18 protein-coding genes and 1 other annotated feature are annotated in these 20,152 nt (G+C 66.8%); of the genes, 9 read left to right on the top strand and 9 right to left on the bottom strand.

The genetic code is table 11. From position 1 onward, the window contains the following. Genes Q0Q02_RS18060 through Q0Q02_RS18050 form a run of 3 tightly spaced genes read left to right on the top strand, consistent with a single transcriptional unit; the run spans position 1 to position 2,038 of the window. Entirely contained in the window at positions 1-957 is a 957-nt protein-coding gene (locus tag Q0Q02_RS18060; protein ID WP_293811413.1) for a UPF0280 family protein, read from the top strand. Further along, positions 873-1,457 carry an amino acid synthesis family protein gene (locus Q0Q02_RS18055; protein WP_293811411.1) on the top strand — a complete coding sequence of 195 codons (585 nt, stop codon included), beginning with the start codon at positions 873-875 and terminating at the stop codon, positions 1,455-1,457. The genes Q0Q02_RS18060 and Q0Q02_RS18055 overlap by 85 nt, the downstream gene beginning before the upstream one ends. Beyond that, entirely contained in the window at positions 1,454-2,038 is a 585-nt protein-coding gene (locus Q0Q02_RS18050; protein WP_293811409.1) for an amino acid synthesis family protein, read from the top strand. Before Q0Q02_RS18055 ends, Q0Q02_RS18050 begins: the two co-directional genes overlap by 4 nt. Before the next feature lie 77 nt (positions 2,039-2,115). Here Q0Q02_RS18050 and Q0Q02_RS18045 read toward each other — a convergent pair whose 3' ends face one another. From Q0Q02_RS18045 to Q0Q02_RS18035, 3 genes are all read right to left on the bottom strand, one after another. Further along, positions 2,116-5,658, bottom strand: coding sequence for a molybdopterin cofactor-binding domain-containing protein (locus tag Q0Q02_RS18045; RefSeq protein ID WP_293811407.1), 3,543 nt, complete (start codon positions 5,656-5,658; stop codon positions 2,116-2,118). Beyond that, positions 5,655-6,155, bottom strand: coding sequence for a (2Fe-2S)-binding protein (locus Q0Q02_RS18040; RefSeq protein WP_293811405.1), 501 nt, complete (start codon positions 6,153-6,155; stop codon positions 5,655-5,657). Before Q0Q02_RS18040 ends, Q0Q02_RS18045 begins: the two co-directional genes overlap by 4 nt. Positions 6,156-6,303: 148 nt before the next feature. After that, positions 6,304-7,503: an amidohydrolase family protein gene (locus Q0Q02_RS18035; protein WP_293811403.1), complete on the bottom strand. Its 1,200-nt coding sequence runs from the start codon at positions 7,501-7,503 to the stop codon at positions 6,304-6,306. Positions 7,504-7,637: 134 nt separating this feature from the next. Here Q0Q02_RS18035 and fdxA point away from each other — a divergent pair, with 134 nt between their 5' ends. The 6 genes from fdxA (at position 7,638) to phnN (ending at position 13,540) form a co-directional block, all read left to right on the top strand. Next, positions 7,638-7,967 (top strand): ferredoxin FdxA, encoded by a 330-nt coding sequence (gene fdxA, locus Q0Q02_RS18030; protein WP_293811401.1) that lies wholly within the window; start codon positions 7,638-7,640, stop codon positions 7,965-7,967. Between the two features lie 25 nt (positions 7,968-7,992). Beyond that, positions 7,993-8,766 carry a ferredoxin--NADP reductase gene (locus tag Q0Q02_RS18025; RefSeq protein WP_293811400.1) on the top strand — a complete coding sequence of 258 codons (774 nt, stop codon included), beginning with the start codon at positions 7,993-7,995 and terminating at the stop codon, positions 8,764-8,766. A gap of 33 nt (positions 8,767-8,799) precedes the next feature. Then, complete coding sequence (locus Q0Q02_RS18020) at positions 8,800-9,549, top strand: electron transfer flavoprotein subunit beta/FixA family protein (protein ID WP_293811398.1); 750 nt, start codon at positions 8,800-8,802, stop codon at positions 9,547-9,549. Between the two features lie 2 nt (positions 9,550-9,551). Next, a complete protein-coding gene (locus Q0Q02_RS18015) occupies positions 9,552-10,499 on the top strand; it encodes an FAD-binding protein (RefSeq protein ID WP_293811396.1) in 948 nt (315 codons plus the stop codon). Between the two features lie 134 nt (positions 10,500-10,633). Beyond that, entirely contained in the window at positions 10,634-11,467 is an 834-nt protein-coding gene (nadC, locus tag Q0Q02_RS18010; protein ID WP_293811394.1) for a carboxylating nicotinate-nucleotide diphosphorylase, read from the top strand. A 9-nt stretch (positions 11,468-11,476) separates the two neighbouring features. Then, positions 11,477-13,540 carry a phosphonate metabolism protein/1,5-bisphosphokinase (PRPP-forming) PhnN gene (gene phnN, locus Q0Q02_RS18005; protein ID WP_293811392.1) on the top strand — a complete coding sequence of 688 codons (2,064 nt, stop codon included), beginning with the start codon at positions 11,477-11,479 and terminating at the stop codon, positions 13,538-13,540. 49 nt (positions 13,541-13,589) lie between these two features. On the opposite strand, the gene Q0Q02_RS18000 is transcribed toward phnN, so the two are convergent. The 6 genes from Q0Q02_RS18000 to Q0Q02_RS17975 form a co-directional block, all read right to left on the bottom strand. Next, positions 13,590-14,612, bottom strand: coding sequence for an esterase (locus Q0Q02_RS18000; protein WP_293811391.1), 1,023 nt, complete (start codon positions 14,610-14,612; stop codon positions 13,590-13,592). A gap of 136 nt (positions 14,613-14,748) precedes the next feature. Next, positions 14,749-15,977, bottom strand: a protein-coding gene (locus Q0Q02_RS17995; protein ID WP_293811389.1) for an IS3 family transposase whose coding sequence is annotated in 2 segments (ribosomal slippage) — positions 14,749-15,689 and positions 15,689-15,977 — 1,230 coding nt in all. Because the reading frame shifts where the segments join, the coding sequence is not laid out codon by codon here. Further along, positions 15,580-15,696 (bottom strand) — a sequence feature (AL1L pseudoknot). It overlaps the preceding gene by 117 nt. A 259-nt stretch (positions 15,978-16,236) precedes the next feature. Beyond that, a complete protein-coding gene (locus Q0Q02_RS17990) occupies positions 16,237-16,968 on the bottom strand; it encodes an ABC transporter permease (protein WP_293811387.1) in 732 nt (243 codons plus the stop codon). 4 nt (positions 16,969-16,972) lie between these two features. Next, positions 16,973-17,719 carry an ABC transporter permease gene (locus tag Q0Q02_RS17985; RefSeq protein WP_293811385.1) on the bottom strand — a complete coding sequence of 249 codons (747 nt, stop codon included), beginning with the start codon at positions 17,717-17,719 and terminating at the stop codon, positions 16,973-16,975. Positions 17,720-17,722: 3 nt separating this feature from the next. Further along, positions 17,723-18,568 (bottom strand): ABC transporter ATP-binding protein, encoded by an 846-nt coding sequence (locus tag Q0Q02_RS17980; protein ID WP_293811383.1) that lies wholly within the window; start codon positions 18,566-18,568, stop codon positions 17,723-17,725. Continuing rightward, positions 18,565-19,908 carry an ABC transporter substrate-binding protein gene (locus Q0Q02_RS17975; RefSeq protein ID WP_293811381.1) on the bottom strand — a complete coding sequence of 448 codons (1,344 nt, stop codon included), beginning with the start codon at positions 19,906-19,908 and terminating at the stop codon, positions 18,565-18,567. Before Q0Q02_RS17975 ends, Q0Q02_RS17980 begins: the two co-directional genes overlap by 4 nt. Positions 19,909-20,152 lie beyond the last annotated feature (244 nt).

The following is a 20,152-nucleotide window of genomic DNA, read 5'->3' as shown; positions in this document are numbered from 1 at the left end:
ATGTTCGAGAAGCCTTCGATACGCTTCCTGCCGGACGGCAAGCGGCTGTTGCTGCAGCAGGGGCCTATCGACCTCGTCATCCAGGCCATGGGCGAGCCCGAAGCGGTCCAGGCGGCCTATCGAGCCGCGGCCGAGCGCTTCGACGGGCTGCTGGCAGAGCTATGCGGAGAGCTCGCGCTGCTGCGCAGCCGCGTCACGGCGGGAAGCCCGCTGCCGGAAGGCATTGTCGCCCACCGGATGCATGCGGCGGTCGTTCCTTTCGCGGCCGAATGCTTCATCACGCCGATGGCAGCGGTGGCGGGCTCCGTCGCCGAGGAAATTCTCGGCGCCATGACCGGGGCCGGGCCGCTGCAGCGTGCCTTCGCCAACAATGGCGGCGACATTGCCCTGCATCTGGCCGACGGCGAACTTTTCCGCATCGGACTCGTCGACCTGCCGGAGCAGCCGAACCTGTTCGGGACGGCCACGATCTCCGCCACGGACGGCATCCGCGGCGTCGCCACGAGCGGCTATCCCGGCCGCAGCTTCTCTCGCGGGATCGCCGAGGCCGTGACCGTGCTGGCGCCGACCGCGGCCATGGCAGATGCCGCGGCGACCGTGATCGCCAATGCGGTCGACCTGCCGGACCATCCGGCGATCCTCCGCGTGCCCGCGGGCACGCTTCAGAGCGACAGCGATCTGGGCGATATTCCGGTGACGCGCCATGTCGGCCGGCTGACGGATGGCGAGATCGGGGAAGCCATCGCAAGCGGCCTTCGCGAAGCGGAGAAGCTGCGCGAACGCGGCCTGATCGTCGCCACCGCAATCCACGTCAAGGGAACGACCCGCACCCTTGCCCACAATCACGAACATGACGCAGAGGAAAACGGCCCATGCCTGAGATCGCCATCCGCAAGCTTGCCGTCGTCGTCGAGACGATCTTCCATGAGGGCGGCCCTGCCCCTGCCACGCCGCTGAAGCGCGGCGCGATCCTCGCCGTGATCGCGAACCCTTTCGCCGGCCGCTACGTCCCCGAGATCGCAGGGTTCATGGACGATCTAAAGCCTTTTGGCCTGTCGCTGGCTCGCCAGCTCCTCGACGCGCTGGGCGGCGATCCGAAGGCGATCGAAGGCTACGGCAAGGGTGCTATCGTCGGTGCGGCTGGCGAGATCGAGCACGGCGCGCTCTGGCATGTGCCCGGCGGCTACGCGATGCGTGAGATCCTCGGCGACGCCAAGGCGATCGTGCCCTCGACCAAGAAGGTCGGCGGTCCGGGCACCCGGCTCGACATCCCCGTGACGCATGTCAACGCCTCTTACGTCCGCAGCCATTTCGATGCCTTCGAAGTGGGGCTCTCCGACGCACCCAAGGCCGACGAATTGCTGCTGGCGCTGGTGATGACGACGGGATCGCGCATCCATGCCCGCGTCGGAGGCCTGAAGGCCTCGGAGGTCAAGGGCGAGGACGGCCTGCGATGAGCGCGAAAATCCGCAAGCTCGTCACCATCCTCGACGAGACCCGCTCCGAAATGGGCCGCCCGGTCGAACCGGCGGTGCGGCGTGCGGCCGCCGTCGCCATCATCGCCAACCCCTTCGCAGGGCGCTACGAGGCCGACCTGACGCCGCTGATCGAGATCGGCGACGAGCTTGGCGACCTGCTCGGCCGCCATGCCCTGGCTGCGCTCGGCGTGCCGGGCGACGCGGTCGAGGGTTACGGCAAGGCTGCGGCAGTGGGCGAAAACGGCGAAATGGAGCATGCTGCGGCGATCCTGCATCCGAAGCTCGGCGCGCCGCTGCGCAAGTTGCTCGGCAAGGCGCCCGCGCTCATCCCCTCGAGCAAGAAGCGCGGCTCGCTGGGCGTGGTGCTCGACGTCCCGCTCGGCCACAAGGCGGCGGCCTATGTCCGCAGCCATTTCGACGGCATGGAGGTACGCGTTCCCGACGCGCCGCGCGCCGACGAGATCATGGTCGCGGTGGTGCTGACCAGCGCCGGGCGGCCGCTGCCGCGAGTCGGCGGTCTCAGGACGGACGAGATCAAGGGCGAGGACGGGCTGCGCTGAGCAGTCGTTTCCGGGGCGCCACCAAGCGCGGGTAGCGCGGAGCCCGCGATCGCGGTTCTGCGCCATCGCGGGCGGACCTATCGCTGGCTAATCCGCGCCCTCTCGATCGCCTTCTCGACATCGCGCCACTCTGGCTGGCCCGGCGCGAAGCGGCCGCGCAGATAGGCGGCGAGATCCGCGATCTGGCGATCGTCGAGTGCCTGGCCGAAGGCCGGCATCTGGCCCGCGCCGTGGCCGCCGCCCTGCACCAGCATGTTGACGAGATTGGCCGGCGTCGCGGCATGAAGCTTCGAGCTCAGGCCCAGAGCCGGCCCTTGGTTGGCGAGCGGCACAATCCGGCCCGTCTCATGGCAGACGGCGCAGGCGCCCTCATAGAGCCGGGCCGCTGGTGACGCCGCGAGATGGGCGGCGGAAGCGGTCACCTCGAGGATGACGTCGGCCTTCGCCGCCGCCTCACGCTCCGGCAGAGCCGTGTTCAGCGAGGCCAGATAGACGGCCATGGCCCGGATGTCGGCGTCCGGCAGTCCCTTCAGCGCCTCGATCACCGGCGCCATCGGCCCCGACGCCGTGCCGTGGCGCGCGGCATGGCCGCTGCGCAGATAGGCGTAGAGCTCCGCTTCGCTCCACGGTATCGGCGTCCGCGAGGCGGATGTCAGGGCCGGTGCCTCCCAGCCCTCGGCCTCACCGCCGGCCAGATAGGCCCTGCCGCCCTTCTCGGCGCCGAGCGCGTTGCGCGGCGAATGGCAGGCGCCGCAATGGCCGAGCCCGTCGACGAGGTAGCGGCCGCGGTTCCATTCCGCCGAGCGCACCGCCTCGGGCTCCAGTTCCCGCCCGCGGTTGAACAGCAGGTTCCAGCCGGCCATGAGCGGGCGCAAGTTGAAAGGGAAGACGAGCCTGCTCGGCTCGTTGGCGCGCGACACTGCCGGCTGCGACATCAGGAAGGCATAGAGCGCCTGAAGGTCCGCCTCGCTCGCCTTCGCAAAGCTCGGATAGGGAAAGGCCGGATAGAGATGGCGCCCGTCACGGTGGATGCCGGCGCGCATCGCCCGCTCGAAGGCGGGATAGGACCAGCCGCCGATGCCGGTCTCCGGATCGGGCGTGATGTTGGTGGTCATGATCGTGCCGAAGGGCGTCTCCAGCGCCAGGCCCCCAGCGTAAGGCACACCATCCTTGCCGGTATGGCAGACCGCGCAGGCACCGAGCGCCGCAAGCTGCCGGCCCTTCTCGATGGTCGCGGCGGACCATGTTGCGGGATCAGGCCGGGCGATGGGGCCGATCTCGGGCGTGAGCGGCAGCGACACGGCGACGAAGGTCGCGACAGCGGCGGCCATCCCGCCGAGCCTGCTCCAGAAGGCGAGCCGGCTGCTGCGTCTTGGCGCGGAAGGCGGCGCCAAAGCGGGCCTGCCGTTCAGCCCCGCCAGCACCCGTTCCGGCGTCAGCGGCAGTTCGCGGAAGCGCACGCCGGTCGCGTCGTAGACGGCGTTGACGATCGCCGCCGCGCTCGGGACGGAGGCGGATTCGCCGGCGCCGAGCGGCGGCTCGTGCTGGCGCTCCATCAGCATCACGTCGATTGCCGGCAGCTCCGGGAAGGTCAGGACCGGATAGGCGCCCCATTCGCGCGCGGCGACGGCGGCCGTCTCGGAGAAGGTCACCTCCTCGCGCAGCACGCGGCTGGTCGATTGCAGGACGTTGCCGTGGATCTGGTGCTGGACGCCGGCCGGGTTGACCATCATGCCGGTGTCCTGCCCGACGACGACGCGGCTGACCGTGACCTCCCCGGTCGCGCGGTTGACCGCGACATCGGCGACCCAGGCTGCCCAGGCCGCGCCCACCCCCGGCCAATTGCCGTGGACGTAGCGCGCCTGCGCGAAGCCGCGCCCGTGCAGGATCCCCTCGCCATCGGCCTGCATCCGCGGGCCGACATGCGGTGCCCAGCCGGCGCGCGCGGCGGTGGCCTTCACCAGCTCGGCGGCGCGCTCGTCGGTGATGTGGCGCAGGCGGAACTCGACCGGATCGACGCCGGCCTCATGGGCGAGCTCGTCGATATAGCTCTCATGGGCGAAGACATTGGGCATCGCCGAGACGCCGCGCAGCCACGACGCGCGGATGATCGGCGGCATGTCGTAGGCCGTGATCCGCATGTTCTCGTAGCGGTAGGACGGGATCGCGGTGCGGTCGCCCATCTTCAGCGTCGCGGGCCGGTTCGGAATCCGCCCGGTCAGCAGCAGCGCCAGCGTCGGCGCGGCGTTCGACGGGTAGCGCGTGTGGAAATCATAGGCTGCGAGCGCCCCGCCCGGTCCGAGCCCGCCGGCGATGTCGACGAGCTGGGCTGCGCCCTTCGGCTCCCAGAGATGCTCCTGCTCGCGGGTGAGCTGCACGCGCACCGGCGCGCCAACCGCGCGCGAGAGCAGCACGGCATCGGCCGCCACGTCATCGGCGCAGTTGCGGCCATAGCAGCCCGCCGCCTCGTGGCGGATGACCTCGATGCTCTCGGCCGGCATGCCGGTCAGCAGTGCGAGATCGGCCTGAAGCGGGAACGGGTTCTGGCTGCCGGTCCAGACGGTGACGCCATCCGCGCGAACATCGGCCACGGCGCAGGACGGGCCGATCGAGCCATGCATCTGGTAGGGCCAGACATAGGTACGGTCGAGCCGCTTCTCGAGGCTCTCCAGCGCGGCCTCGACATCGCCTTCATCGACCAGCTTGCGGGCTGTCGCGGGATGCTTGCGCAGCGCGTTCCCCGCATCGCCGAGATCGGTGGCCAATCCCGGCCATTCCTTCCAGCGGACGACCAGCGCCTCAGCCGCGGCGGCCGCATGCTCCTCGCGCTCGGCCACGACCCCGACGAAATCGCCCTCGACCACCACGGCGCGGATGCCCGGGATGCCGGCGATCGATGTCCGGTCGACCGCCGCGAGGCTGTGCCCGACGAATTCTCCGGCATCGATGCCGGCATAGGGCGGGCGAACGACCCGGCCGTGCAGCATGCCCGGCACGCGCACGTCATGGACATACGTAAAGCGGCCGGTGAGCTTGGCCGGGATATCGACCCGCGCGACCGGCTTGCCGACGAGGCCGTGCTGCTCCACCGGCTTGAAAGCTGCGCTTTCCGCCAGAGGCAGCATGATGCGGCGATTGCCGAGCAGAGGGCCGAGCCCGAGCGGAGACGCCGCCTCTCCGCGCCGGCTGACGACACCATCCGCGACGGCGATCTCCTCCTCCGGGCAATCGAGGGCCGCGGCGGCGAGCGCGACGAGCTGGCGGCGGATCTGGACGGCGGCGATCCGCATCGGGATCGATGTCACCTGGATCGTCTCGCTGGCGATGGTCGCGCCCTGGTCCGGCGTCTGGGCGGTGTCGCCGAGCACCATCTCCACGGCGGCGAAGGGAAAATCGAGCTCCTCGGCAACGATCTGGGCGAGCGCCGTGCGGATGCCCGTGCCGAGATCGACATGGCCGCAGAAGGCTAGGACCCGCCCCTCCGCCGTCAGGCAGACATGGATGTCGAGCCCGTCCTCGGGTGCCGCCCCTGCCGGCGCGCCCTTGCGGGGCGAGACGACAGCGATAACGCCGCCTCGTTTCAGGAGCTCGCGTCTGGACGGCGGCGCGAGGAAGCTCATTCGGTCGCGGCTCCATCGCGGCGCCAGCCACGTTCGGCCGCAAGCATCACGGCCTGCACGATCTCGACATGGGTGCCGCAGCGGCAGAGGTTGTAGCGCAGCGCCTCGCGGACTTCGCTCTCGCTCGGCCGCGGCTTCGCGTCGAGGAAGGCCTTGGCCGTCATTACCATGCCGTTGATGCAGTAGCCGCACTGGGCCGCCTGCGCGTCGATGAAGGCCTGCTGGATCGGATGTGGCGCTTCGAGCGTCCCCAGCCCTTCCAGCGTGACGATCTCGCGGCCCCGGGCCAGGCGCACCGGATAGGCGCAGGCCCGCGCCGCCACCCCGTCGACCAGAACCGTGCAGGCACCGCATTCGCCGAGCCCGCAGCCGAACTTCGGGCCGTTGAGCGAAAGGTCGTTGCGCAGGACGAACAGCAGCGGCGTCTCGGGCTCGACCTCGACCCTGCAGTCGGCGCCGTTGACGCGCAGCTCGAAGATCCGCCCGGCCGATCTCATCCGCCCCTGCCCGACATTCTGCCCAGCGGACCCGACAGCACCCGTTCGCCCCTTATGATTGTTCGTATGCGAATGAGGATAAGGGCAATTCGGTCGCGGCCGCAATCGCCCCCGCAGCCGGAGGCGGACATACGACACCGCGCCTGCCTCAATGGCCGAGGACGGTGGGCACTTTCTCTGCCGGCGGGGTGTTGCGGCTGCGCCCGGAGCGGACGAGACCGTCGATCACCACCATGCCGATGCCGGGCAGGTCGCCGAGCTCGATGCTGTTCAGGAAGCTCGTCCCGGCCGAGTGCTGGGCCTTGTCCATGAAGACGAAATCGGCGGCGCGGCCGACCTCGACCAGCCCGCAATCGAGGCTGCGCATCCGGGCCGTGTTGCCGGTGGCGAAACAGAAGGCGATTTCGGCCGGAACCTCGCCGAGCGAGGAAAGCAGCGAGACCATGCGGGCGATGCCGAGCGGCTGTACGCCAGAGCCCGCCGGCCCGTCCGTGCCGAGGATGACGCGCTCCAGCTCCCCCATCTCGCGGGCGAGGCGCAGCGTATAAAGTGCGGAACGCTCGTTGCCGTTATGGACGAGCTCGAGGCCGCGCTTGCAGCCCTCGCAGATGCAGCGGATTTCCTTGTCCGGCAGCGCCGTATGCCCGCCATTGATATGGCCGACGACGTCGGTGTCGGCCTCCAGCACGACGTCGGCGCCGATCAGGCCGGAACCCGGAATCGAGGGGCCGCCGGTGTGAATCGTCGACTGGATGCCGTATTTGCGCGCCCAGGCGACCATCTGCCTTGCCGTCGCGCCGTCCTTGACCCCGCCGAGGCCGACCTCGCCGAGCAGCTTCACCCCGGCCTCGGCCAAGTCCTTGAAATCCTGCTCGACCATGCCGGGCTCGATCACCGGCGCACCGGCATGGATCTTCACGCCGCCGGGCCGGAAGGCGTCGAAGCAGCGCTGCGCGTAAATCGCCATCGCCTTGAGGCCCACGACGTCCTTCGGCCGGCCGGGCGTATGCACCTCGCCGGCCGAGATCATGGTGGTGACGCCGCCATGCATGGTCGAGTCGATCCAGCCGAGCTGATTCTGGCGCGGCGTCCAGTCGCCCGCGACCGGGTGGACATGGCTGTCGATCAGCCCCGGCAGCAGCACCGTGCCGTTGGCGTCGATGACGCTGTCGGCCTTGTCGGTGTCGAGGTCCTTGAAGCGGCCGACGGCGGCGATCCTGCCGCCGATAGCGACCACCGTATCGGCGTCGAGGATGGGATTGGCTATGTCCCCGCTGAGCAGCAGCCCGATGTTGCGGATCACCAGCTTGTGGTCCGGATTGGTCCCCGCAGCCTGCACTTCAGCCATCTGTCCCGCCTCGTTATCGACGATCGCGAACCGTCAACCTGACCGATTGACAACATAAGTTCGAGTCGGCATATCGTTTGTATACGAACGAGTTTGATCCTCGCTTTTCTGCCTGTCAAGCAGGAGGAACGCATATGGCTTTTGCAGTGACCGAAGCCTGCATCCGCTGCAAATACACAGACTGCGTGGCGGTCTGCCCGGTGGACTGCTTCTACGAGGGCGAGACCATGCTGGTCATCAACCCGGACGAATGCATCGATTGCGGCGTCTGCGAGCCCGAATGCCCGGCCGAGGCGATCATCTCCGAGACCGCGGAGGATGCTTCACGCTGGATCGCCCTCAACGGCCGCCTCGCCGCGCAATGGCCCAACATCACCGATAAGCGCGACGCGCCGCCGGATGCAGACGCCTGGAAGGGTGTGCCGGACAAGCTGAAATTCCTGCCCGAAGCGCTCGAAGCCTGAAGCCCCTCTCCCGAAGGACGAACCGATGAGCAATTTTTACGAGGAGTGCGTGCTCAGCGTCCATCACTGGACCGACACGCTGTTCAGCTTCACGACCACGCGGGACACGACCTTCCGCTTCAAGAACGGCCAGTTCACGATGATCGGTCTCAAGGTCGACGAGAAGCCGCTGCTGCGCGCCTACAGCGTCGCCAGCACGAACTACGACGAGAACCTCGAGTTCTTCTCGATCAAGGTGCCGGACGGCCCCCTCACCTCCCGCCTGCAGAATCTCAAGGTCGGCGACCCGATCATCGTCGGCAAGAAGGCGACCGGCACGCTCGTCCTCGACAATCTCAAGGACGGCAAGCGCCTCTTCCTGCTCGGCACCGGCACGGGGCTTGCCCCCTTCCTCTCGCTGATCCGCGACCCCGAGACCTATGAGCGCTTCGGCAAGGTCGTTCTCGTCCATGGCTGCCGGCAGGTTGCCGAGCTCGCCTATGGCGAGCGCATCGAGAGTGCGTTGCCGCAGGACGCGTTCCTCGGCGAGATGATCCGCGAACAGCTCATCTACTATCCGACCGTGACGCGCGAGCCCTTCCGCAACCGCGGCAGGATCACGGACCTGCTCGTCTCCGGCCAGCTCTTCTCCGATATCGAGCAGCCGGGTTTCGATCCGCAGGGCGACCGCTTCATGCTTTGCGGCTCACCGCAGATGCTGGTCGATCTCAAGGCCATTTTCGAGGAGCGCGGTCTTCAGGAAGGCAATCACGGCGAGGCCGGCGACTACGTCATCGAGCGCGCCTTCGTCGAAAAGTGAGCCGGCTTTTCATATAGGTCGAAAGGACGTCGGATGAAGCTTCTTGTGCCTGTTAAGCGGGTAGTTGATTACAATGTGAAGATCCGTGTGAAGGCGGACGGGTCTGGCGTCGAGCTTTCCAATGTGAAGATGTCGATGAACCCGTTCGACGAGATCGCCGTCGAGGAGGCGCTGCGGCTGAAGGAGGCGGGCAAGGCGAGCGAGGTGGTGGTGGTCTCGATCGGCCCGGCGCAGGCGGCCGAGACCATCCGCACCGGCCTGGCCATGGGCGCCGACCGCGGCATCCTGGTCAAGGTCGATGGCGCGGTCGAGCCGCTCGGCGTCGCCAAGCTCTTGAAGAAGCTGGTCGAGCAGGAGGCGCCCGGGCTCGTCATCCTCGGCAAGCAGGCGATCGACGACGATTCCAACCAGACCGGCCAGATGCTCGCCGCGCTGCTCGACTGGCCGCAGGCGACCTTCGCCTCCAAGGTCGTGCTCGGCGACGGCTCGGCCGAGGTCACCCGCGAGGTCGATGGCGGCCTGCAGACGCTTTCGGTCGCGCTGCCGGCGATCGTCACCACCGACCTGCGCCTGAACGAGCCGCGCTACGCCTCGCTGCCCAACATCATGAAGGCCAAGAAGAAGCCGCTCGACGAGACATCGGCCGAGACGCTCGGCGTCGACGTGACACCGCGCCTCAAGGTGCTGAAGACGAGCGAGCCGCCCGGACGCTCCGCCGGCATCAAGGTCGGCTCCGTCGCCGAACTCGTCTCGAAGCTGAAGAACGAAGCAGGGGTTCTCTGATCATGACGACGCTGCTTCTCGCCAAGCACGACAACAAGAGCCTCAATGAGGCGACCCGCAAGGCCCTGACCGCTGCGAAACAGCTAGGCGCGCCCGTGCATGTCCTGGTGGCCGGCCACGACGCCAAGGCCGTCGCCGAGGCCGCCGCCAGGCTCGACGGCGTCGAGAAGGTGCTCCACGCCGAGGATGCGTCTTACGAGCATCGCCTCGCCGAGCCGCTCTCGGCCCTGATCGTCTCGCTCGCCGGCCCCTATGACGCCATCGTCGCGCCAGGCACCACCACCGGCAAGAACGTCATGCCGCGCGTCGCCGCCCTGCTCGACGTGATGCAGGTCTCGGAAGTGACCAAGGTCGTCGCGCCCGACACGTTCGAGCGGCCGATCTATGCCGGCAACGCCATCCAGACGGTGCAGGCGACCGACGCCAAGACGGTCGTCACCGTGCGCGGCGCCTCCTTCCAGGCGACCGCAGACGGCGCCGCCAGCGCTCCGATCGAGAGCGTCGCGAGCGCCGGCGATGCCGGCCTGTCGAGCTTCAAGGGCGAGGAAGTCGCCAAGTCCGACCGTCCGGAGCTCGCCTCGGCCAAGATCATCATCTCCGGCGGCCGCGCCCTCGCCTCGGCCGAGAATTTCGGCAAGGTGATCGAGCCGGTCGCCGACAAGCTAGGGGCCGCCATGGGCGCCTCCCGCGCTGCGGTCGATGCCGGCTACGCCCCCAACGACTGGCAGGTCGGCCAGACCGGCAAGGTCGTGGCGCCCGACCTCTACATCGCCGTCGGCATTTCCGGCGCGATCCAGCATCTCGCCGGCATGAAGGATTCGAAAGTCATCGTCGCGATCAACAAGGACGAGGAGGCGCCGATCTTCCAGGTTGCCGATTACGGCCTGGTCGGCGATCTCTTCACCATCATGCCGGAACTCGAAGCCGAGCTTGCCAAGCTCGGCGATTGACGCTGTCCGCCAACCCTGTTCTGCAGGCCGCCAGACAGCGAATCCCTGTCGAGATGATCGATTGACAACGCAGCACGGCCAGTTTTATTGTTAGCACACAAACATTCTTTGGTTCGAGAACACGAGGGGCTTCCATGTATGACGTTTTCGCCACCGACCGTTTGATCGACCATTGGCTAACCGAGGATATCGGCGCCTGCGACCTGACCGTGCAGGTGATGATCGAGCCCGACGAAGTCGGTGCGTTCTTCATGAACGCCCGCGAGCCGATGATCGTCGCCGGCATCGAGGTGGCGGCACGCGTCTTCCAGCGCTACGACCCGACGCTGAAGGTCAAGCTGCGCGCCAAGGACGGAGACCGGGTCGAGAAGGGCGCCGTTCTCGTCGAGGTGGAGGGTGCCGCCCGCAGCGTGCTGACGGCGGAGCGCACCGCCCTCAACATCGCCCAGCGCCTGTCCGGCATCGCCAACGAGACGGCCCGCTACGTCGCCGCAATCGAGGGCACCAAGGCGCGGCTGATCGACACCCGCAAGACCACGCCCGGCCTGCGCATGATGGAGAAGCATGCCGTGACCTGCGGCGGGGGCCTCAACCACCGGCTCGGCCTCGACAACGGCGTGATGGTCAAGGACAACCACATCGCCGTCTGCGGCAGCATCGCGGCGGCGGTCGAGCGGGCACGCAGGAAGCTGCCGGTCCTGACCAAGCTCGAGATCGAGTGCGACAATCTCAAGCAGGTCGCCGAGGCGGTCGCAGCCAATGTCGACGTCATCATGCTCGACAACATGTCGGTCAAGGACATGGTCGAGGCGGTCGGCATCATCGGCGGCCGCGCCAAGGTGGAAGCCTCCGGCGGCATCCGGATCGACACCATCCGTGCCATCGCCGAGACCGGCGTGGACTACATCTCCACCAGCAAGATCACACAGGCGGCGATCGCAGTGGATATCGGCCTCGACGAGGCCTGAGCCGCAATCATGCGCTCCGGCACGCTGTTCCTCGTCGTCGGCCCAAGCGGGGCCGGCAAGGATGCCTTGATGGCAGGCGCCCGGCCGAGCCTGGAGGCGACCGGCCGCTACGTCTTCGCCCGGCGTACGATCACGCGCCCGGCCGGCTCTCCTGGCGAGGACCACGAGGCGGCGACCCCGGCCGCGTTCGAGGCCCGCCGCGCGGCCGGGCAATTCCTCATCGACTGGGAGGCACACGGCCTGAGCTACGGCCTGCCGGCGACGCTGGGCGACGAGCTGGCAGCCGGCAGGAACATCGTCGCCAACGGCTCGCGGGCCGTCATCGGCGCACTCGCGAGCCGTGTCTCCCGGCTTGTGGTCGTCGAGGTGACCGCGCCGCCGGACGTGCTGGCCCAGCGCATCGCCGGGCGCGGGCGGGAGGACGAGGCGACGATCCGGCAACGTCTCGCCCGCATCGTCGAACCACCGCCGGACGGCATCCGCCGCGTCGAGGTTGCCAATGACGGCGCGCTGACCGTCGGCGTCGAACGCTTCGTGGCGGCTGTAGAGAGCGTCGCCAATTATCTGAGTCTGAAGCGGATGCCCCTGATCGCCGGGAGGCGGCACTGCGCCTATCTTCCGATCGGCGGTATCATTGATGGACGCGACTATCTGGGGCCGGGAAAGATCGAGCTCACGAGCGGCGAAGCGGCCATCCGCACGGAGGTGCAGGCGGTCGATCGCGCCGATTTGCTGGCTCCCAACGAGATCGGCCTTTCGGGTGAAGCCTTCGAGGAGCTCGGCTTGCCCGAAGGCAGCGAGATCGCGATCCGGCGCACCCCTTCGCCCGAGAGCCGCGAAGCCCTCATGCACAAGCTGCGCGGCGGCACGCTGTCGGAAGCGCAATATCATCTGCTGATCCGCGACATCGTCGAATCGCGCTATCCTGATTCGGAGGTCGCTGCCTTCCTGGTCGCCGCCACACAGAGGCTGGCCGACGAAGAGGTGACCTCGCTCGCGCGCGTCCGGACGCGCTTTTCGCAGCGGATCAACTGGCCGGACGGAATCGTCGTCGACAAGCACTCGATGGGCGGCATCCCCGGCAGCCGGATCACCCTGATCGTGGTGCCGATCATCGCCGCCCATGGCGGTTTCCTGATGCCCAAGACCTCCTCGCGGGCCATCACCTCGGCTGCCGGCACTGCCGATGCGATGGAGGTGCTGGCCGACGTCGATCTCGATTCCGTCCGGCTGCGCCGCTGCGTCGAACAGGCCCGCGCCTGCATCGCCTGGAACGGCCGCCTCAACCATTCGATCGTCGACGACGTGATGAACGCGATCACCCGCCCGCTCGGCATCGACTCGAACCGCTGGTCGGTCGCCTCGATCCTGTCGAAGAAGTTCACCGCGGGCTCGACCCATGTCATCGTCGACCTGCCCTACGGCCCCCGTGCCAAGCTCCGCTCTCTGGAAGAGGCGACCGATCTCGCGCGCCTGTTCGAGCTCGTCGGCCGCGGGCTTGGCCTCGTCGTCGAGGCTCATCCGACCGACGGCACCAGACCGATCGGGCGCGGCATCGGCCCGGCCCTGGAGGTGCGCGACGTCCGCTGGGTGCTGAGCCGGAATCCGCAGGCTCCCGCCGACCTCGTCGGGAAGGCGCTGTTCTTCGCGAGCCGCATCCTGGCCTGGGATCCGCAGATCGCCTCCGTCGAGGCCGGCCATGCCCGCGCCGTCGCACTACTCGAAAGCGGTGCCGCCCTGGCATCCTTCGAAGCCATTATCGACGCGCAGGGACGGCATGCCGCGCCCGCCGCGCCCGGCCTGCTCGTCCACACGGTCAGGGCCGCTCGCTCGGGCGTCATCCGGGAGATCGACGGCTGGGCCATCGCCGGTCTCGCGCGCCGGGCCGGAGCCCCCTTCGACAAATCGGCCGGCGTCGACCTGAAGCGCGGCGTCGGCGACCGAGTCGAGGCCGGGGAGCCGCTCTTCGCGATCCATGCCGGCGCGCCGGCCGATCTCGACGAGGCGAAGCGGCTGGCCGAAAGCTCGGATTGCTACCTCATCGATCAGGAGGTGGCTGCCGCCGCCCGTTGAGGCGCATCAGGCCCGGCGTGGCATCGGGCCGCCGCCGGGCCTGTGCTTCTCACAAGCCGTGCTTGGTCAGCCAATCGCGCACCAGATCGGCGATCTGGTCCGAGTTCTTGTCCATCATCATCATATGCGTATTGCCGGTCATGCCGGCATCCGGGAGGCTCACCCAGTCGAAGGTGCCGCCGGAAACCTGCACCGCCTCGCGCAGGCGAGCACTCGGCGCGGCGAAGTTCTGCCAGAGCGGGTGCCCCTTGATGTTGTCGCCCCAGATCGCCAGCATCGGCACGCTCTTGAGCTTCGCCACCTCGATCTTGGCCGGGTCCGGCGCTCCCGACGGCTCGACGAGGACGAGCGCCTTGATCTTCTCTGGATTGTTCAGCGCGGCGTTGTAGCCGAAGAAGCCGCCCTGGCTGTGGACGACGACGATGCAAGGGCAGACCTTGTCCACCAGCTGCTGATAGGCCGCGATCGAGCGGGCATCGTTGGTCAGCCAGCGCGGCGTGAATTCCTTGGTGAACTGGTCGAAATCCTCCTTCGGGAACTGGACGCCCGGATAGCTCGCCCGCTTCGCGGCATCGGCACTGTAGGAATCCGGTGGCCCGATGCGGAACAGCTCCCAGCCTTCCTTCTTCGTCCGGAAGATCGGCGGGCCGTCATAGAGCCGCGACCAACTCGCCCGGCCGCGCTCCACCGAATCCGAGACATAGACGTCGTAGCCCGCATTGAGGAAGTATTGCTGCCAGCCAGGCTTGCCGTCCGGCTTAGTCTCCCAGGTCACCCCGGTCAGGCCGCCGCCATGCCACATCAGCAACGGCAGGGGCGATCTGGGACGCGCCTGTCTGACATATTGCACATACATCTGGCCGACTTCGAACTCGCCGTTCGGATCGTAGCGGAACGGCCGCATTCCGGGCGTGGTCGCGATCTCGGATATGGGCTGGCCAGAGACCGCCTGTTCCTGACCGCCGATATAGAAGCTTCCGACTTCCTTGACCGCATATTCGGCCCGGGCGAACTGCGGTGCCGCCAACCCCATGAGCGACAACGTCAGCCCTGCGAAGATCCTGAATCTCATTGCCTGCACTCCCCTCGTTTTAGTATGCATACAAACGAGATGATTGTGCGTTTACAAATGAAAAAGGCGAGATCAAATCTGCGGCAATCTGGCTGACTGAACCGCCCCGGGTTCGCCGGAGGCCGTTTCGTTTGAGTCACGCCGCGATGGCTGGCTCGTCCAGCATGGCGTAATAGCGTTCCTCGGCTTCGGCCGGCGGGATGTTGCCGATGGGCTCCAGCAGCCGGCGATTGTTGAACCAGTCGACCCAGGTCAGCGTGGCGAACTCGACTGCCTCGAAGCTTCGCCAAGGTCCGCGCCGATGGATCAGCTCGGCCTTGTAGAGTCCGTTGATCGTCTCGGCGAGAGCGTTGTCATAAGAGTCGCCGACGCTGCCGACCGAGGGCTCGATACCGGCCTCGGCGAGGCGCTCGGTGTATCGAATGCTGACGTATTGCGAACCCCTGTCGGAATGATGCACGAGGCCGCCACGATGGACGGGCCGTCGCTCGTGCAAGGCCTGCTCCAGCGCGTCGAGCACGAAGCTGGCATGGGCCGTCCGCGACACTCTCCAACCAACGATCCGCCGAGCATAGGCGTCGATCACGAAGGCGACATAGACGAAGCCCGACCAGGTCGAGACGTAGGTAAAGTCCGAGAGCCAGAGCCGGTTCGGCGCCGGCGCATGGAACACCCGGTTGACATGGTCCAGCGGGCACGGCGCGGCCTTGTCCTGGACGGTCGTGCGGATCGGCTTGCCGCGAATGACACCTTGCAGGCCAAGATCGGCCATCAGGCGTTCGACCGTGCAGCGGGCGACGTCGAACCCCTCGCGCAACATCTGTCGCCAGACCTTGCGCACGCCATAGACTTCGAAGTTCTCCCCGAACACGCGCTCGATCTGCGGCTTCAGCTCCAGGTCCCGCTTCGCCCGAGCCGACAGCTTCCCCGGATCGGTCCGCCTGGCGACATGCTCACGGTAGGTTGACGGGGCGATCGGCAGCACCTTGCAGATCGGCTCGACCCCATAGGCCCCGCGGTGGTCGTCAATGAAGGCCATCATGACCGGTGTCGGCGGTCGAGCTCCGCCTGGGCAAAATACGCTGACGCTTTGCGCAGGATCTCGTTGGCCTGCCGAAGCTCCCGGTTCTCGCGTTCGAGAGCCTTGAGCTTGGCCGCCATGTCCGTCGTCAGCCCGGGCTTGCGGCCACTGTCGATCTCGGCCTTCTTGACCCACTCGTTCAGCGTCTGCGCCGTGCAGCCGATCTTGCCCGAAATCGACATGATCGCCGCCCAGCGCGACGGATGCTCGGCCTCGTGATCCAGCACCATCCGCACCGCGCGGGCGCGCACCTCAGGCGAGAACTTGTTCGTCGTCTTGCTCATCATAGCCCCATCCTCTCAGGAGTTGGGGCCTCCGACAAACCCGGGGCGGTTCAGACTTATACAATAAAATCAGTTACTTAACTGATAATTCGCGAGCCAAAGACAAACCCCTCGCCGATCCGTCCCAAACGGCCTCGGCGGCACACGGCTGCCCCATATCGGCCCACGCGTCTGCGGGCTGCTGGGACGGGCAGACGGCAGCACCGGGGAATTCGTTAGCCAAGGACCAAGCCCTGCCGAGACGCCCTCGCGCGCCGGCTCAGCGATAACCCATTCTCTGATTGAGCAGGAGCAGCAGGCTGTTGCAGGTCACGGCGACGACCGTCAGCAGCAGCGCGACGGCCATGATGGTGTCGATCTGGCCGATATTGATGGCGCTCATGAGCATGAAGCCGAGGCCGCGCTGCGAGGCGAACATCTCGCCGATCAGCACACCGAGAAGCGTCAGCGAAAAGCCGAGGCGCACGCCCGAGATCACCTCCGGCAGGATGGCCGGCAGGATGACGGTGAACGCCGATTGCGTGGGCGAGAGCCGCAGCACCTGGGCCGTCCGGCCGTAGACCGGCTTCATCTGCCGGATCGCGTTCATCGAGAACAGGGTGATCGGGATCAGCCCGTGCATCACGCCGAAGGCGATCTTGGCGGAGATGCCGAGGCCGAAGCAAAGCAGCACGAGCGGATAGAGCACCACCTTCGGGATCGAATAGAGCGTGACCAGGATGGGCTCGGCGACGTTGCCGGCCAGCCGGCGCGCACCCAGCACGATGCCGAGGAGAATGCCGCCGGTCAGCGAGATCGCGAAGGCCGAGACGAAGGCCCGCATGGTCTCGGCGACATTCGCCCAGAACTCGCCAGTGACGACCAACGCGGCGAGCTTGGCACAGGTTCGCAGCGGAGAGGCCAGGGAGGATTCGCCGACCAGCAGATGGAGCGCCTGCCAGAGCAGGACGCAGGAGATGAGGACGAGAGCTGTTCCGACGAATTTCGGCATGGCCTCACCGCTGCCTGCGCGCCTGAAGGCGCCTGTCGATGTGATTGAGCGCCGTGTTGACGATGGTGACCGTCACGAGGATCAGCAGCATCAGCGCGTACATGTGCCGGTTCTCGAAGTTGTTGTAGGCATAGGCGATCGCATAGCCGATACCCGCGCCGGACAGGATGAACTCGGAGGCGATCACGCCGATGAAGGCATAGGCGACGGAGAGCTTGACGCCCGTGAACAGATAGGGCGCCGCGGCCGGCAGTTCGATCAGGAGCGCCGTCTTGAGGCGGGGCATCCGGTAGACCTGCGCCGTCTTGCGCAGGACGCGAGGAATGCGATCGACCCCGTTCAGCGTCGCGGTGATCATCGAGACGACGGCCAGCAGGATAGCGATGGCGATGATCGAGGCCGAGCCGACCCCGAACAGGGTGATGAAGATCGGATAGAACACGAAGGTCGGGATGGCATAGTAGCTCGCCAGCAGCGGCTCGAGCGCATCCCGCAAGCTGGGCAGCGAATGGATGACCAGCCCGGCGACGAAGCCGATCAGGACCGAGAGCAGCGCCGCGATCGCGACGTTGGTGAAGCTCAGCACGATGTCGTTGGCGAACTCGCCCGAAGCGAGGATCCAGCCGAGCTCGACGACCATCTGTGAAGGCGGAATCATCACCTGGAGCGGGATGACGCCGGTGCGACTCATGAGTTCGACCAGCCCGATCAGCAGGGCCACCACGAGAATGCGCAGCCAACTCTCCGACATCACTCAGGCCTTCCCGGAGGACATGATCTTCAGGGCCTCGACGCGCAGCTTCTCCCAGAGGCGCGCGGTGATGTCGCCGAAATGCGGGGTCGAGACGACCCGGCTGTCGCGGTTCCGCTCCCAGCCCGTCTCGACGAAGTCGATGAAGGTGCCCGGGCGGGTCGACATCACGCCGACGCGGTCCGACAGCATCGCCGCCTCGTCGAGAGCGTGGGTGATCAGCAGCACGGTCGCGCCGGTCTCCCGCCAGAGCCGCAGAAGCTCGTCGCCCATCAGCAACCGCGTCTGCTGGTCGAGGGCGCCGAAGGGCTCGTCGAGAAGGATGAGCCTGGGCTGCATCACCAGGGTCCTGGCGATGCAGACCCGTTGGCGCATGCCGCCCGACAGCTGCACGGGATAGGAGGATGCGAAATCCTTGAGCCCCATGAAGCCGATCGCGTAGTCGACCCGCCGCTCGATTTCAGCCGGATCGACGCCGGCGCGGCGCAGGCCGAAGGCGACGTTGTCGCGGACGCTGAGCCATGGAAAGGAGGCGTCCTCCTGGAAGACGACGCCTACGCCATCCGGGACGTCCTGGATCGAGCGCCCCTCGAACTCGGCCGTGCCGGCCTGCGGGCGGCTCAACCCCGCGAGGATGTCGAGCAGGGTCGACTTGCCGCAACCGGACGGACCGACCACGGAGAAGAACTCCCCCCTGCCGAGATCCAAATCCACCGGCCCGAGCGCATGGAGCTCGCCCTTCGGAAGCCGGAAGACCCGGGTGACGCCGCGAAGGCGGGCGTGGACGGCGGCAGGGCTGTCGGACACCGTCGGAGACACGACGCTCACCTTCGCAGCGGCCACGCTCATTGCTTCGCCTGCAGATCAGCCGGCAGGTAGGACTTGTCGAGCAGGGTCGACCAGTCGACATCGGCCTTGACCTCGCCGATGAGCTTGAGCCCCTCCACCATGCGATTGAGCTCGGCGACATTGAATTCGCCTTCGCTCCACATCTGCGGCCCGATCATGTTGTCGACCGCCTCTTTCGCGATCGGCGAATCGAGCTTGTAGAGAGGCTCGATGATCTTAGCCGTTTCGGCGGGGTCCTTGTAGATCGCCTGGACGCCGGCGCGCCGGCCAGCGATGATCGCCTTGAGCTTGTCGGGGTGTTCCTTGGCGAATTTGCTCGTCGTGATGCCGACGGATGTCGTCATGGGCTTAAGCACCTCACCGGCCTTGTAGACGGGACGATACTTGTCCTTGCGGATGATCGATAGCGGCTCGATCAGCACGGAAGCGACGACGCCGCCCTGTTCCATCATCGTGAGCCCCGGCACATAGCCTCCGGCTGCGACCCTCTGGACCTTGGACGCGTCGATGTTCTTTTCCTTCAGCACCATCAGGAAGAGCATTTCGGACACGCCCTTCGGCGAAGTGATCGCAATCTTCTTGCCGACCAGATCCTCGACGCTCTTGATGCCCGAATCCGGCATCGTCACCATCGAGGCTTCGGCGACGCTGCGCGTGCCGGTGTTTACGATGATGATGTCGAGCCCTTGCGCCTTCGCCGCCAGCGCCGCCGAGACGGCGACCTCACCGTAGGGCGTGTCGCTCGCCAGGATGTTGCGGACGGTGGTTCCGCCGCCTCCCGAGCCGAGGATGCCGGTGATGTCGATGCCGGCCTTCTTGAAGAGGCCCTTTTCCATTGCAACGGCATAAGGCGCGCCGTAGAGACTGGCGCCCCATTGCGTGACGGAAATCTCCTCCGCCTTCACGTTTGTCTGGATGAAAAGTGCGGCCAAGACGGCAAGCATGCTTCGGGCCTTGCGGCCAGCGACGAACTTCATGGCTCTCTCCCGATCAAGGCCCAATGTCGCCTTTTGACGTTCCAGCGGGCGATGAAATTTGTTTGCACACCAATAAAAGACTCGCCCTACCGCTTTGTCAACCATGTCCGACCTGACCTTGTGCAGCGCACTTTGCCGCTTGCGAACACGATCTGCGGCAAGCCGGTCCAGCCACCGAACGGCATGGGTCACGATGGCGGAAAGAGTTCCAGCGATTTGTTGATGGTGCTCACGTAGGCACGAGGTGTTCGCGTCAGGGTTCCTGAGCGACACGGAGGCCGATGACGTGTTCCCACGCATTCCGGCTTGGTTGACTGACCGGAAGCGCAGCGCATTCGGGAAGGATGCGATGGGAAGGGTCAAGATTCGGGACTATGCGCGGCTGAACCTTGGCCCCACCCTCGAGGCAGCCCCGAGGGAGACCCTCCCGATCGGGAAGCAGGATGCCTACAAGGAATCGATTTCTCCCTGGGACAACTGAAGTCCCTTCTCTAAAAATAAGGGATCTCGCTGGATAAGAAACCCCGAGGCCCAGAGACTGGGGTGGAAGGACTAGGGTTCGGACTCATAACCAGTAGCTGACGGTTGCTGCGATGCAGACGGCGGC

Source organism: uncultured Allobosea sp. (assembly GCF_945956895.1).
Lineage (GTDB): Bacteria > Pseudomonadota > Alphaproteobacteria > Rhizobiales > Beijerinckiaceae > Allobosea.
Note: the sequence above shows the minus strand (reverse complement) of the source record. Positions and strands in the feature narration are given on the sequence as shown.

What these genes read in the sequence shown, in the direction of transcription:
- Q0Q02_RS18060 (WP_293811413.1), top strand. Translation starts at nt 1, where the DNA reads ATGTTCGAGAAGCCTTCGATACGCTTCCTGCCGGACGGCAAGCGGCTG.
- Q0Q02_RS18055 (WP_293811411.1), top strand. Translation starts at nt 873, where the DNA reads ATGCCTGAGATCGCCATCCGCAAGCTTGCCGTCGTCGTCGAGACGATC.
- Q0Q02_RS18050 (WP_293811409.1), top strand. Translation starts at nt 1,454, where the DNA reads ATGAGCGCGAAAATCCGCAAGCTCGTCACCATCCTCGACGAGACCCGC.
- Q0Q02_RS18045 (WP_293811407.1), bottom strand. Translation starts at nt 5,658, where the DNA reads ATGAGCTTCCTCGCGCCGCCGTCCAGACGCGAGCTCCTGAAACGAGGC.
- Q0Q02_RS18040 (WP_293811405.1), bottom strand. Translation starts at nt 6,155, where the DNA reads ATGAGATCGGCCGGGCGGATCTTCGAGCTGCGCGTCAACGGCGCCGAC.
- Q0Q02_RS18035 (WP_293811403.1), bottom strand. Translation starts at nt 7,503, where the DNA reads ATGGCTGAAGTGCAGGCTGCGGGGACCAATCCGGACCACAAGCTGGTG.
- fdxA (WP_293811401.1), top strand. Translation starts at nt 7,638, where the DNA reads ATGGCTTTTGCAGTGACCGAAGCCTGCATCCGCTGCAAATACACAGAC.
- Q0Q02_RS18025 (WP_293811400.1), top strand. Translation starts at nt 7,993, where the DNA reads ATGAGCAATTTTTACGAGGAGTGCGTGCTCAGCGTCCATCACTGGACC.
- Q0Q02_RS18020 (WP_293811398.1), top strand. Translation starts at nt 8,800, where the DNA reads ATGAAGCTTCTTGTGCCTGTTAAGCGGGTAGTTGATTACAATGTGAAG.
- Q0Q02_RS18015 (WP_293811396.1), top strand. Translation starts at nt 9,552, where the DNA reads ATGACGACGCTGCTTCTCGCCAAGCACGACAACAAGAGCCTCAATGAG.
- nadC (WP_293811394.1), top strand. Translation starts at nt 10,634, where the DNA reads ATGTATGACGTTTTCGCCACCGACCGTTTGATCGACCATTGGCTAACC.
- phnN (WP_293811392.1), top strand. Translation starts at nt 11,477, where the DNA reads ATGCGCTCCGGCACGCTGTTCCTCGTCGTCGGCCCAAGCGGGGCCGGC.
- Q0Q02_RS18000 (WP_293811391.1), bottom strand. Translation starts at nt 14,612, where the DNA reads ATGAGATTCAGGATCTTCGCAGGGCTGACGTTGTCGCTCATGGGGTTG.
- Q0Q02_RS17990 (WP_293811387.1), bottom strand. Translation starts at nt 16,968, where the DNA reads ATGCCGAAATTCGTCGGAACAGCTCTCGTCCTCATCTCCTGCGTCCTG.
- Q0Q02_RS17985 (WP_293811385.1), bottom strand. Translation starts at nt 17,719, where the DNA reads ATGTCGGAGAGTTGGCTGCGCATTCTCGTGGTGGCCCTGCTGATCGGG.
- Q0Q02_RS17980 (WP_293811383.1), bottom strand. Translation starts at nt 18,568, where the DNA reads ATGAGCGTGGCCGCTGCGAAGGTGAGCGTCGTGTCTCCGACGGTGTCC.